At 54.2% G+C, this 12,941-nt stretch carries 16 protein-coding genes and 1 pseudogene; 14 read left to right on the top strand and 3 right to left on the bottom strand.

Annotated elements, in window-relative coordinates; translation table 11 throughout:
* Positions 1 to 182 precede the first annotated feature (182 nt).
* The gene (locus tag C7123_RS00085) at positions 183 to 1,391 is read left to right on the top strand and encodes an MFS transporter (protein ID WP_037994151.1); all 1,209 of its coding nucleotides are present in this window, start codon (positions 183 to 185) and stop codon (positions 1,389 to 1,391) included.
* Here C7123_RS00085 and C7123_RS00080 read toward each other — a convergent pair.
* From C7123_RS00080 to C7123_RS00070, 3 genes and pseudogenes are all read right to left on the bottom strand, one after another.
* Positions 1,383 to 2,555 carry a site-specific integrase gene (locus C7123_RS00080; RefSeq protein ID WP_069175336.1) on the bottom strand — a complete coding sequence of 391 codons (1,173 nt, stop codon included), beginning with the start codon at positions 2,553 to 2,555 and terminating at the stop codon, positions 1,383 to 1,385. The two genes, C7123_RS00085 and C7123_RS00080, sit on opposite strands and share 9 nt — an antisense overlap.
* 685 nt (positions 2,556 to 3,240) lie before the next feature.
* Positions 3,241 to 3,369, bottom strand: a pseudogene (locus C7123_RS00075) (helix-turn-helix domain-containing protein); the annotation flags it as partial.
* A 521-nt stretch (positions 3,370 to 3,890) separates the two neighbouring features.
* Entirely contained in the window at positions 3,891 to 4,511 is a 621-nt protein-coding gene (locus C7123_RS00070; protein ID WP_069175335.1) for a helix-turn-helix domain-containing protein, read from the bottom strand.
* Between the two features lie 97 nt (positions 4,512 to 4,608).
* Between C7123_RS00070 and C7123_RS00065 the strand changes: the two genes are divergently transcribed.
* From C7123_RS00065 to C7123_RS00005, 13 genes are all read left to right on the top strand, one after another.
* Positions 4,609 to 4,797, top strand: a complete 189-nt coding sequence (locus C7123_RS00065; RefSeq protein ID WP_069175334.1) for a GntR family transcriptional regulator — start codon at positions 4,609 to 4,611, stop codon at positions 4,795 to 4,797.
* Positions 4,798 to 4,810: 13 nt separating this feature from the next.
* Positions 4,811 to 5,410, top strand: a complete 600-nt coding sequence (locus C7123_RS00060; RefSeq protein WP_083206872.1) for a BRO-N domain-containing protein — start codon at positions 4,811 to 4,813, stop codon at positions 5,408 to 5,410.
* Positions 5,410 to 5,631: a hypothetical protein gene (locus C7123_RS00055; protein ID WP_069175332.1), complete on the top strand. Its 222-nt coding sequence runs from the start codon at positions 5,410 to 5,412 to the stop codon at positions 5,629 to 5,631. The genes C7123_RS00060 and C7123_RS00055 overlap by 1 nt, the downstream gene beginning before the upstream one ends.
* Before the next feature lie 39 nt (positions 5,632 to 5,670).
* Complete coding sequence (locus C7123_RS00050; RefSeq protein WP_159049771.1) at positions 5,671 to 5,970, top strand: hypothetical protein; 300 nt, start codon at positions 5,671 to 5,673, stop codon at positions 5,968 to 5,970.
* Positions 5,957 to 6,133: a hypothetical protein gene (locus C7123_RS12750; protein WP_159049770.1), complete on the top strand. Its 177-nt coding sequence runs from the start codon at positions 5,957 to 5,959 to the stop codon at positions 6,131 to 6,133. The genes C7123_RS00050 and C7123_RS12750 overlap by 14 nt, the downstream gene beginning before the upstream one ends.
* Before the next feature lie 26 nt (positions 6,134 to 6,159).
* The gene (locus C7123_RS00045; RefSeq protein ID WP_159049769.1) at positions 6,160 to 6,447 is read left to right on the top strand and encodes a hypothetical protein; all 288 of its coding nucleotides are present in this window, start codon (positions 6,160 to 6,162) and stop codon (positions 6,445 to 6,447) included.
* 172 nt (positions 6,448 to 6,619) lie between these two features.
* Positions 6,620 to 8,632 carry a hypothetical protein gene (locus tag C7123_RS00040; RefSeq protein WP_069175330.1) on the top strand — a complete coding sequence of 671 codons (2,013 nt, stop codon included), beginning with the start codon at positions 6,620 to 6,622 and terminating at the stop codon, positions 8,630 to 8,632.
* 328 nt (positions 8,633 to 8,960) lie between these two features.
* Positions 8,961 to 9,848: an ATP-binding protein gene (locus tag C7123_RS00030; protein ID WP_037985084.1), complete on the top strand. Its 888-nt coding sequence runs from the start codon at positions 8,961 to 8,963 to the stop codon at positions 9,846 to 9,848.
* Between the two features lie 5 nt (positions 9,849 to 9,853).
* Positions 9,854 to 10,498: an ATP-binding protein gene (locus C7123_RS00025; RefSeq protein ID WP_069175328.1), complete on the top strand. Its 645-nt coding sequence runs from the start codon at positions 9,854 to 9,856 to the stop codon at positions 10,496 to 10,498.
* A 40-nt stretch (positions 10,499 to 10,538) separates the two neighbouring features.
* Complete coding sequence (locus C7123_RS00020) at positions 10,539 to 11,036, top strand: hypothetical protein (protein ID WP_069175327.1); 498 nt, start codon at positions 10,539 to 10,541, stop codon at positions 11,034 to 11,036.
* A 22-nt stretch (positions 11,037 to 11,058) separates the two neighbouring features.
* A complete protein-coding gene (locus C7123_RS00015; protein WP_069175326.1) occupies positions 11,059 to 11,706 on the top strand; it encodes a DUF3164 family protein in 648 nt (215 codons plus the stop codon).
* Complete coding sequence (locus C7123_RS00010) at positions 11,703 to 12,161, top strand: HAD family hydrolase (protein WP_069175325.1); 459 nt, start codon at positions 11,703 to 11,705, stop codon at positions 12,159 to 12,161. Before C7123_RS00015 ends, C7123_RS00010 begins: the two co-directional genes overlap by 4 nt.
* A 525-nt stretch (positions 12,162 to 12,686) precedes the next feature.
* The coding region (locus C7123_RS00005; protein WP_107490546.1) for a hypothetical protein at positions 12,687 to 12,941 on the top strand (255 nt) is incomplete at its 3' end.

Here is a 12,941-nt window from a genome sequence, read left to right as displayed (position 1 = left end):
TTCATCAACAAGGATTGCAATCCTCTATGTGATAATAATGTTGTTTTTTTACGCTAAAAGTAGAGTTCTTTAAAAAGAGCTTTGTGATTGCTGGTTGACTATGTATTACTCCAATAGAAAAATTTAATTTCCTCCGCATCGTTTGATCGAAATACTAATTAATATTATTGTGTTATGAGTTTATGAAAGAACAAAAGAATTTTCTTGTCCCTATGGCATTCTTAGGGCTTATGTTTTTCACTTGTGGTTTTGCATTGGGTATTAATTCATTGTTGGTTCCAGTATTGAAGGTTTCATTAAGTGTTTCTTCAATGGAAGCATATATGCTTATTGGTGCAACATTCTTACCTTTCCTTCTTTTTGGTTATCCTGCGGGAATATTAATCAGTAAGATTGGCTACAAGCGCACGATGGCAATATCGTTTGGAATGTTTGCGGTAGCTTTTGGAGCTTTTATCTTTTCGGCATCAGAAAAGAGTTTTCCCTTGTTTTTGATAGCTTCTTTTACCTGCGGAACGGCTAACACTTTTTTGCAAGCAGCTATTAATCCTTATGTCACGATATTAGGACCTACGGAAAGTGCAGCAAAGCGAATTTCTATGATGGGTATGATTAATAAGTTGGCTTGGCCAGTATCACCATTATTTATTGCTCTTTTTGCAGGTGCTTCGGGTAGTGTTGGTATTGATGATTTAGGAAAGCCCTTTGCTGTTATTATTTGTCTTTTCATTATTTTGGGTGTTGTGGCTCTTTTGTCGCCATTACCAGAAGTGAAGGCAGCTGGTGAAGATAGTGATAATAGTGATGAAGATGACCAAGAGGTTTCAGCCTATGCCAATAGTAAGAATTCTATATTCCAATTTCCACATTTGGTGTTGGGTGCTATTGCTATTTTCTTTTATGTAGGTTCTGAGACGATTGTTTTGGGAACGCTTATAGATTATGCAAATGAGTTAGGATTGGATCATCCTGAAAACTATTCTTGGATTACACCTATCTGTATTAGTATTGGTTATATAACGGGAATCATACTTATTCCTAAATATCTCTCACAGACACGCGCTCTGCAGATTTGTTCTTTTGTGGCTTTGGTGGGTACATCCCTTGTTGTAGTTCTTCCTGGAACCTATAGCATTTACTGCATTGGCGTAATGGCTTTGGGATGTTCGCTTATGTGGCCGGCATTTTGGCCTTTAGCTTTGATGGATTTGGGGAAGTTTACCAAAAAAGGCTCATCGATTCTGACGATGGGGCTTATTGGTGGAGCTGCGATAACAGTACTCTTTGGACTTTTAAAAGATGTCACAAACACTCGATACGCCTATGGCCTTTGCTTTATATGCTTTGGTTATATTTCGCTTTATGCATTCAAGGGGTATAAGTTACGTTAACAACATCTTGATCTCACTATGCCCTAACATCTTGGACACGCTCTCAATTGACATCCCTTCGGCGAGGGTCATTTGCGAGGCGAAGGTGTGGCGGGCCATGTGGAAAGTCAACCGTTTAGGGATGTGACAAAGCGCAGCGATCTTCTTGAGATGGATATTGACGGTGTCGCAGCCGGGGATCGGAAGGAGGTAGCCCCGGGGCGGTTCGTGACGAAAGGCGCGTGTGTGGATGCCCCTGTACTGCTCGATGATCGCTGACGCTTCGGGCAGCAGGGGGATGTGGCACATCCGGGCCGTCTTTACACGCGGCTTGCGGATCCAAGTCATTCCGCCTTCCTCGATCAGATGTTCCGCCGTCAAGTGGTAGATGTCCGTGTAAGAGAGGCCCGTGAAGCACGAAAAGAGGAACATATCTCGGGATACAAGCTCGTAACTCCCCAGCTGCGAGTCGTCCAAATCGATGATACGCCGCAGCTCGTCCTTGGTGATGTAGCGCGGTGTGCCGACGTCCCATCGGATGGAGTAGCCCATGAAGGGATAGGTGTCGATGACACGCCTTTTGTACAAGTCTTTGAGGAGCGACGCCAGCACGGTGAGATAGCCGGCGGTGGTGTTGAGCTTGAAGGCTTTCTCCTGCGCGAAGTAGGCCTCGAGCTCCTCGATAAAGGCCTTGTCCACCTTGTGCACGGGGAAGTCGCTCACTCGGTAGCGATGCCGAAGGAAGGCTGCGAGAAGCCCCCGAAAAACCCGGAGGAACTTGTACCTGCGTTCGCTGCGATCCACCCCCACCCGCTCCTGAAAACAAGCGAGATATTCCTCCAAATGATAGAGCAAGCCTTGGCAGTCACTCCGAAGTCCGAAGACGAGGGCCTTGACCTCCTCGGCGGTCACGGCCTCGCCTTCCTTCTTCCGTAAGTCCTCATAGGCGCGGCAGACACTGACCTGCAGGCTGTCCAGCTCGGCGTTTACGGCCACGGCTTCGGCGCTTTTCCCGACGAGCCTGTGCTTGCGGCTGTCCCAAAGCGACGGGGAGCAGGCCGTCTTACAACTGAATTGTACCATCGTTCGCCCCACACTGAGGCGCGCCATAATCGGGCTTTTGCCCGCCTTGCTCTTTGTGCCCCGTTTGAGGTAAAAGAGCAGCTTCAACGTTTTTTCTTTCATCGTTTTGTTGCTTACAAAGTGGAACCTTAAAAGAGATACTTGTCGCTACGCAAAACACTGAATGCAAGAGAAAAAGACTCGGTTTAGTTACCTCATATTGCGTTCTCTTGCCGAAAGGCAAAAAGGGGAACGATTAGGTAACTGAACTCCCTCTTTGAAGCCCCTTTTTTTGCCTTTTCCCTCTGGCGTAAGCCTCGGCAGGATGCGGCAAAAGTCACTACCCATCGGCCCTCTCGCCCTTTCTCGCTTTCCCTTGCTCCCGACTCCCATACTTTCCCATATAGACAGTAGAGAATGTGGAATTCGCAGAGGAAAGAAAATCAAAGGCCGAAAAGAGCACATTGCCATTGTTACACAAAGAACTTGGTTGGCATTTTAAAGTTATACTTCGCCCGAAAGAGGACACACATAAGATTGTTGTTCTCCTCTTAAGATGGATCGTAGAAAGAACGTTCTCTTGGATAGAAAACTACAGGAGAATGACGATCAATTAAGAACGATGTAGTGAGTCCGCAGAAGCCATGCTGTACCTCACTTTCTGTCATATTCTCCTTAAAAAGTCCACAGACAAATTCAGAACTGCTTCTCAAAACACTATGTAGATATTCTAAAAAAATGGCACTTGGTGCAGATCTTCCTCTGCTGCCAAGTGCCGTTTTCAATTCAATTATGCGCCTTTCGCGTCTTACCGTTTCCCGCCTCCCTTGTAATTCTCTTCCAGTATCCTTTCGAGATCTGAGGCCTTGTAAAGGATCTTTCCGGCAAACTGCGTGTAGGGGATAATCTTTCGGTCGCGATAGTCCTGCAAGGTACGTATGCCCCACAAATCATTAAGTACAACGGGGAAAACGGAAAACACTGATAGACAGGGATGTGAGAAAAAGGGGCGCCAAACATTCAGTACATTTTGCTTGGATTTCGGTTGGATTCGAGGGGATGGAATTGGGGGCCTACAACGGGCGGGTTGGATTGAGGCCACCCAAAGGGCCAAAAACGCGCGAAAAGGCGCATGAATACTGATGATCTGAGGGGATAAACAAAGGCGCTCAGAGGCCTTAAAAAGGGCCTAAAAAGGGGTGTTCGGACGTGGGTTCGGGCACCCCTCTTTTTTACCCCTCAAAATCGAATAATGACGCGATAATGACAATCCTGGCGCCGAATAATGACAAAATATTGACAACGAAGGGGGGTGAGTGCCCCCCGCTTACGGGTTAAGAATGTGTTAAGTTGTGGACTTTTTGAGGTGAGTTTTGCCCCCTATTACGGCGTAGGAGCGCGAGTTGCGACGGGTGGGACACAACAAAGGGGGCTTAAAACCAGCGTTTTAGGCCGTTTTCAGGGGGTAAAGAGGGCTTCTTGGGGCTGAGATTTTAACAGTTCGGCGGATTCTACGGGGTTTTCGGGGGGTAGAGGTGCGTGGGCAGGTTCGAGATATTGAGTATGAATATCGGGTTCCTCTTTTTTCAGGTGATCAATGCGCATCAGCTTGATCTGTCGTTCCTTATCCTCAATCTCTTTTTGTCTGGCCTCAATCTCCCTTCGCTGGGCTTCGATCTCTCTTTGTTGGGCTTCGATCTCTTTTTGTTTGGCCTCGATGGCGGCGCGCAAGTGCTCATTTTCAGCTTCTAAGCGGCCGACTTTGACAGACAGTTCCTGTATTTTCTCGATAAAGCCGGGGAAGGCCGGTTCTGATGGTGGGGGAGCCACTTCCGGCGCCGATTGCCCGCGCAGCATAGCCCCCTTGCCAGTAAGTAGCCATTCGGGAGATATTTCATCAAATGATGATATGATCGCTTCTAACACGTCGAAACTCGGCTTGCTTTTCCTCCCGGAAACAATATTGAATACGACTTGAGGGGCGAATCCGATTCTTTCTGCAAATTTTTTCTTGTTGCCACCAAGCTGACTATCAATCAAATACAGGATTCTATCATTTACACCTAGAAAATTCTTCATCTTTTGTTGCTCTATATCATCAAATGATTATACGTTTGCGACGTCTTTCAAAATGAAAGGCGCGCTAAAATTATGGATTAAGTAAACGAACAGAGAGATGGGAAAGATTCTAAGAGACCCCGAGTCGGTAAAGGAGTTGGCAAAGGCCTTCCGAGTGAGTACTCAAATGGTAAGAGCGGCATTAAATGATGCCTCGCAAAGCGACCTGGCTAAGCGTATCCGGAAACGGGCGCTGGATATGGGTCTGAAAGAGAAAGGAAAGGAACAAGTAACTGTATTAAAATGAAGGAGTAAGAAGAATGGAAACGAGCATTTTACAATGGAAAGAAGGGGCATCCGTACGGATGCAGATGATTAAGGATGAGCCGTGGTTTGCGGCCAAAGATGTGTGCGAGCTGCTTGGACTTGATAACAGCCGCCAAGCAGTGAGCCGGCTCGACGATGACGAAAAGGGTGTCATTAATAGTGACACCCTTGGTGGAAAGCAGGAGCTTACGTTCGTCAACGAGTCCGGAATGTATGCGCTGATCTTTCAAAGCAGGAAGCCGCAGGCACGGGCGTTCCGGAAATGGGTGACGGGCGAAGTGCTGCCGAGCCTTCGGAAATATGGCTACTACGTGGCGCCGGGGGCTCAGCTGACCGACGAGCAACGGGAAGAGCTGGAACGGGTGATGATGGGGCGGATGAGGCGCTACCTGTCGCGGCGGGACTACATACAGGTGGCGCGCTCGACGGGTTACCCGGTGTGGTTCGTGCAGCGGGTAGTGGCTGGTCAGGCCGGTGGGCATGCCGGGAGCGTGATGCTGGCTTTGCAGGAACGGGCGCTGAAGAACTGTCAGGAGTATGTGAATCCGCTGTCGGAGGCGCGGATGACGTCCGTCATCGAACAACTGAGCTGATGGCAACGAAAAACGACGCGATGGAAACGAAGTATGAATCTGTAATCGGCGAGCTGGGCCAGCGGGTGGAGTTGGCGCAGGCGGACGCGGAACGACTGGAAGAGGAACTGATGGACGAACAGATCGTCCAAGTGGCGCACCCGCTATATGTGGAGTTGCTGCGTGCGCAGGCACGCATCGACGCGCTGAGTGATGCGATAGAATTGATCATTAAGAGCTAAAAACGAAAAGTGAAAAACGAAATGAATACGGATAAGGATATGAGACCAGCGGATGTCTCGGAGGTGAATAGCACGCTGATTCTGCGGGCTGATGAGATAGGAAATGAGCTGCGGAAGTTGGTCAAGGAGAAATCCGAAGATCGTGCGGCGGTGTTGGTTACGATGGATCAGATGGACGGCGAGGAAGAGTCAGAGGCTATGCTGGCGGTGTGCGGCCGGGGCTACATGCTGATAGAGCTGTGCCGGCTGATGTGGAACGATCCGCGGATCGGAGTGGCGCTGCGGGTGTTTTTGATGAGTGAAATCGAGAAAATCAAGCTGAGCGATGAAAACAAGTGATTTGAGGCCCGGCGCGTGCTATTGGTACACGGGTCGGGGGCGGCGCGAAATGCTGCGATACCGATACCGGGAGTTGGATGTCTACTTGTTCGATTCGGACGATGGGCAGTCGGTCAGACTGACGGCCGAACGGGTGGAACGATATATCCAAGGGAGGGCGTAAGTGCAACGAAAAACGAAAAGTGAAAAATGGAAAACGGAAGATACAAGAGCGGGCATTCATCCCTCACGGGATGCCCGGAGGCGTATGCGTGTGCGCCCCTACGCATGTTTTTGGGCGCGCTCAGAATGACAAGCGTGGGGATGTGGCTTCGGTTCGGATGCCTTGGGGTGTTGCTCTCGTGCAGCCCGACGGAAGGATCGGAGACGATGACAGACATTGCCCTGTACCTGGTTGCAGGTGTTATGGTGGGGCTGATTTGGTGGCTCGACCGGGAACGGATGAAACGCATAGCCGACCACTTCGGCGAGGATTAGAAGAATACTTTTTTGCTCGACATAGATGCTTATTTCTTAGAACTGTTTGACGTGAGTCCCCAAGGGGGTGCCTGATCCCTAAGGGGGCGCCGGTTCAGGGTTTTGACGGCCGAAAGTGGCCGCGGGGGTTCGACTCCCCCGAACCGGACATTGAAAGGAGATAAAAAGAACGATGCCCGCTTACGCATATATAGATGGTGTGCCCGCCCTGACGGTGAACGACTGGTGTGAGTCGGGGCTGACGTATCGGCAGTTTTGTTATGACAGACAAAACGGCGATGTATCCATCATCAGCCAACGCAAAGGAGGTGAGACGGTGATCGACGCGCGTTCGATCCGCCGGGCCGACCGGCTGCGGGTGATCGAACGGGTGATGGGGCGTGTGCCGCGTGAGGAACACCGGCCGCTCTACACCGTGGACATGGATCGGGAGGCGGAGGCCTTCTTCGCCGCTTACGAAAAGGCGGACGGCGGGCGCCTCTCGGAAGAGACCGTCCGGCAGCTCACGGCCAAAGCCTCAATCTTCAACGCCCTCCGCGAGGGACTCGCCCGGCAGACGGAACGTCGCGCGGCCAGTGGCTCCAAACTTCGGAAAGGTGCCTACTGGCAGACGATGCTCCGTTGGCACACTGACGAGTGCCGGCGGTCGGCCGAAACGTACGGCGTGGCCGTACCGGAGTACACCAACGCACGCAGCCTCGAGCGCGCCTTCCGCGCCTATGTGGCTGAGGGGTACGCCGCGCTGCTGCCCCGCAACATGGGCAACGACGCGGCGCGGAAGGTGTCCCGCCGGGCTGAAAACCTGATCGTGGCGCTTTGGCGAACGAACGACAAGCCGTTTGCAGCCCGCGTGCACGAGCTCTACATGGAGTTCGCGGCGGGCGATACGGAGCTGTTCGACCGGGAGACGGGCGAAGTGTTCCGCCCCGAGGATTACCGTTACAAAGGCCGCCCGCAGGCGGTGAGCTGCTCGACCATCCGGCGGTACCTGAAAAACGTGGTCAACGAGACGGCTGTCTATGCCGACCGCAACGGCCAGTTCGACTACGCCAACTCGCAACGCCCGAAGCATGTGCGACACAATGGCCGATTTGCCCTCTCCAAAATCTCGATGGACGACGCCGTCCTGTCCCGAAAAAGCACCCGCGGCTGGGTGGCCAAATACCTCTGCGTGGACGTCGTCTCGGGCTACTGGTTCCGCCCGGCCTACACCGTGGGCACGCCCACGCTGGACACCGTGATAGAGGCCTTCCGCAACGTCTTTTGCGAGCTCACGGAGCTGGGTTTGCCCATGCCGGCCGAGCTGGAAGTGGAGCATCACCTGATGCAAAACATCGACTGGCTGCCTGAGGCCTTCCAATTCGTCCGATTCTGTTCGTCGCCCACCGAGAAACGGGCCGAGCACAACATCCGGTCGCTCAAATGGGGCACATCGAAGAAGCAAGGGCACATGCGCGGCCGTTGGTACGGCAAGGCGGAGGCCTTCAAAAGCGTGCGCAACAAGGTGCACGGCGATTTCATCGATCCCACCTTTCAACCGCAAACGATCATTGCCGACGATTTAGCAGACATTGAGTTGCATAATAACGCCTTGCATCCACGGCAGAAAGAGTTCCCCGGGCTGACCCGCCGCGAGGTGCTTTTGAAGCACGCCAACCCGACGCTGCGGCCGATCGCGCCGGAAAGGCTGTATAAACACATCGGCAACGTGACGGAAACGACCATCCGCAACAACGACTACGTGCGGGTAGCCAGTGCCGAGTTCGCCCTTGCGGACTTCGATATGCTCAGCCGCCTTCAGCCGAACGATCGGCGCGTCACGGCCTACTGGCTGCCCCTCGAGGATGGCTCGGTGCCATGTGTCTACCTCTATCAGGGCGATGTCTACATCGGTCAGGCCACGGCGCGGGCGGAGATGGCCTACAACGAATGCGCCGCGGAACGCACTGAGGAAGACGAGGCGCGGATGCTCGTGCAACACAAGCGGGCGGCGCGCTTCGACCGGATGATCCGCGAGCGACGCGAAGAGATTCCCCAGGTGGGTCGGGTGGATCGGGAGACGGCTGAGGCTGTGGCCGCGGCGCCGGTCAAAATCGTCGAGACCCGTCAGCCGATCGGCTACGAGGAAGACGAACTCACGGCCTCGATGGAGGATTGGGCCGCCCGCGCGATCGATCAATTATGAACCAACAAAATAGAAACTACTTAACACGAATAGGACATGTTTCGACAGGATAGCATTGTAGAGAATGAGCAATCTGATAAAGTGGGCAAAACGCCTCAAACGCATTTATCGCCTCGCAGAAAGCATATGGGTCAGCCGGCAATTCAACTAACCAATAGTTTTCCCCTTGCACCTGCCGGCAAGGGCATTTCATCAGCCGGGAAAACGACAAAAGAGCTTTGGTACTCTCGACGAACTGCTTGTCGGGCAGCTCGTCAGGGATCATGCATTCAAGCAAATAATACTCAGTCATAAGCAAGTAAGAATAACGTTAAAAACACGCGAATATATGAGCCTCACGAACGAATACAAAGAGAAAATCCGGGCTGCGCTGGCGGCGCGTCGGGCCAATTTCGACGGCTCGGACGCCCGCTTTGCCGCCACGCTTGGCATAGGCAGCGCGCAATACAGCCGCATCAAGCGGGGCGAGACGGTCGGGGTGCTGGCCGACGAAAAGTGGATCAGCATCGCCCGCCGCTTGGGCGTCGGCCTGACCGATGCGCCGGCATGGCAGACGGCCGAAACGCCCGTCTTCAAATACATCACGGCGCAGCTCGAAATGTGCCAGCAGAACGGCCTCTCGGCCATGCTCTGCGACCTGACCGACATCGGAAAGACCTACACCGCCCGGCAATATGTCAAAACGCACCGCAATGCCGTCTACGTGGATTGCTCGCAGGTCAAAACGCGGCAAAAGCTGCTGCGGGGCATCGCCCGAGAGTTTGGCGTGGGTAGCACGGGGCGGCTGGCGGACGTCTACAACGACCTCGTGTTCTACCTCAAAACGCTCGATCGGCCGCTGGTCATCCTCGACGAGGCGGGCGACCTCAGCTATGAGGCTTTCCTCGAGATCAAAGCCCTATGGAACGCCACGGAGCACTGCTGCGGGTATTACATGATGGGCGCTGACGGTCTCAGCGAAAAGATCCGCCGAGCCATCGACAATAAGAAGGTGGGCTACGCCGAAATCTTCGGCCGCTTTGGCAAGCGCTACGGCAAGGTCGTGCCCACGGCCCGCGAAGAGGCCGAGCGCTTCCTGCAACTGACGGCCGCGATGATCATCAAAGCCAACGCCGGGGCGGATACGGACGTGAACCGCCTGCTGCGCCGCCTGATGGGTGAGGATAACACGCCATCCCTCCGACGGATAAACATCGAACTGTCAAAAAGAGCATAACGACGATGAAGAAGGGACTGACAGCGCGCAATGTGTTGGCCACGAAGTTCAACACGCTCGGGTTTGATGGCGTGTGGCGCGATGCGGTGGGTGATCCCCAGCTGACGGGCAGCTGGATCATTTACGGGGATACGAAAAACGGCAAAACGACCTTCGCGATGATGCTATCCAAGTATCTGACCGCCTTCGGCCGCGTGGCCTACAACAGCGTCGAGGAGGGCAATTCGCGAACGATCCAGATGGCTGTCGACCGCGCTGGAATGCTCGAAGCGGGCGCCCGCTGGATACTGCTCGACCGCGAAAGCAAGGACGAGCTTTGCGAAAGGCTGCGGCGGCAACGCAGTGCGGACATCATCTTTATCGATTCCGTGCAATTCATGGATCTGAAGTTTTCAGAATACAAAGACCTCAAACGACGCTTTCCCACGAAGCTGTTCGTCTACATCAGTCACGTGGACGGCCGTCGCCCCTCGACGCCCACGGCCCTGCGCATCCTGCGCGATGCCAACGTGGCTTTCCGCATCGAAGGGTTCAAAGCCTTCCCCACGAGCCGTTACGGCGGCGGTCGGCCGGTGGTGATCTGGGATAAAGGCGCGGATGAATACTGGGGGCGAGAAAAAGAAGTAGGGGCGGGTAAGGCCGCCCGGTAGTTACGGGCTTCGCCCGGGTAGTTAGAAGAAGTAGAGAATGATGAAAACAATAGATAACGATCACCGGAAGCGGCAACTGCTAAAGCGCTTCCACATGCTGCTAAACAGGGCGCGGATCGATGAGGACGGTAAGCGCGAAATCCTCGCCTCGTATGGCGTAGAGCATTCCTCGGAAATGGATTGCGCGGGGCTGGCCGACGTGTGTAGTAAACTGGCCGTGGCGATGACCCCGCGGGCGTCCGAGGCAGACCGCTGGCGCAAGCGGGTGATGGCCGCCGTGTTCGGCTACTGCCAAGCAATGGACTATGAGGCGGATGTGAATCGGGTAAAGGCCATTGCCTGCCGGGCTGCCGGGGCTACGAACTTCAACCGCATCCCGCTGGAGCGTTTACGCAGCCTTTACAACGCCTTTATGCAGCGTGTAAAAGACATTGAAAAGGTCGGCCGAATGGCGGATACACCCCAGGGCGGCGGGGGCTTCCTCTATGTGATGTTCCCCGACGGACGGAAAGAGATCCCTGGGCGCATAAACAGATAAACACCTAAACGCATAAACAGAAATGACAACAGTAGAAATGACGGCCGAGGAGCGCCAAGAGTTTGAGGCCTACAAACTGGCCAAAGAGAAGAAAGCGGCGGAGGCCAAACGGAAGTCCGATCGCGAAGCCTACACGGAATTGGTGGATGAGACGATCGCGGCCGTAATGCCCGAGCTGACGAATATCAGCGAGGCTATCGCCCAGAAAAAGACGGCCGCGGCGGAGGCCTTCCGCGGGGCATTGGAGATGAAGGCGGAGCTGTTCGGCGTGAAAGACGATCAGCAGTCGCACACGTTCACCAACTCCGAGGGCACGATGCGCATCACCATCGGGCACTACATGCTCGACAATTACCGCGACACGGTGAACGAGGGTATCGCGATGGTCAAAACGTACATCGAATCGCAGGCCCGCGACGATGCCAGCCGCGCGCTGGTCAAGGCCATCCTGCGGCTGCTGTCGCGCGACGAGGCGGGCAATCTGAAGGCCTCCCGCGTGCTACAGCTGCAAAAGATGGCCGAGGAAACGGGCGACGAACGCTTTATAGAGGGCGTGCGCATCATCCAAGAGAGCTACCAACCCACGCCCTCGAAAGACTACATCCGCGCGGCGGTACGTGACGAGTCGGGCGCCTGGGTGCCCATCCCCTTAAGCATGACGGACGTATGATCATCGCAGTAGACTTTGATGGAACGATCCACGACGGCCAGTGGCCGAGGATCGGCGAGGCGATGCCTGGGGCGCGTGAGGCGATCAACGCTCTGCGCGCCGAAGGGCACTATATCATTATCTGGACATGCCGCGAAGGGCGCCAGCAAACGGAGATGGTGAACTGGCTGCTTGAAAAGGGCATCGGCTTCGATCGCATCAATGATCATCAGCCGGATCAGGTGGTGGCCTATGGTAGCGACGCGCGCAAGGTGTATGCGCATTGCTACGTGGATGATAAAAACGTAGGCGGGATGCTCCCGTGGAAAGATATTGCCGCGTGGATCCGAAGCCGGGAAGCGACTTACCAGGGGCGTCTGCGGACGCCGGCGAAGTTTGGCCGGGTACATGCCGGCGAAGTTTGCCGGGCGCATGCCGCTGGGAATAACACATCGGAAACGGACGACGAGGTGTAAAACAGGATGGCAGCGGGGATGATTCATATCGGGGCGGCTGCGGCCGCCTGCGAAGTTTGGCCGGGTACATGAATCCCGCGGGAGTCTTTTGTCTCAAGGGTAGAGACACTGGTACCCGGCAGACTTCGCCGGCGCCCGCAGGCGCCCCACCGAGCCGATAAACGATTCAACGAAGAAGCCCTAAGAGCGGCCGGCAACGCGATTGTCCCGCAAGTGGCTTATGAGATTATACGGGGGATCATAGAGATAGAGCGGGGGGAGCATTTTCCTGACGTCAGGAAAGAAGCAGACAAGGTATAAGAGTAAGATGCTATAAATTTCTTTTGATAGGGGCGGCCGGAGTCCGGGATGGATAGGCCGCCTTTGCTGTATATAGGCAGATGACATTGTGTCTATCTTTTCACCTGCTCTGAATCGTCGCTCTTTCCCTACGCTTTTGCTTTCTTTGCAAAAGCAAGAACAAGCAATCAAGGTAATGGCCGGACAGCATCAGACCAAAGAGACGGAGGGGGTACCCCGATGTGTATGACACGCGAGGAACGAATCGATGCACGCAACCAGCTGATGGCTGCGCGTTTCTATTATTGGACAGAGGTACGCCGGCGCCGCTTCGATGATGTGATGCACATACTTTCTGAGTCTGAATTTTTCATGTCTGAGCGAACGATCACGGATGTGCTGCGCGATGCGGGCCAGCTCCTATCCGACCTGCATACCCGCCGCGAAACGCCCGCTGCCCTTCGACGTGCCTACCCTTCGTGGAGTTGGGAGGCGGCCGGC

Origin of the sequence: Tannerella serpentiformis, assembly GCF_003033925.1 — a bacterium.
Taxonomy (GTDB): domain Bacteria; phylum Bacteroidota; class Bacteroidia; order Bacteroidales; family Tannerellaceae; genus Tannerella; species Tannerella serpentiformis.
This window is presented reverse-complemented; position numbering and strand designations above follow the sequence as displayed.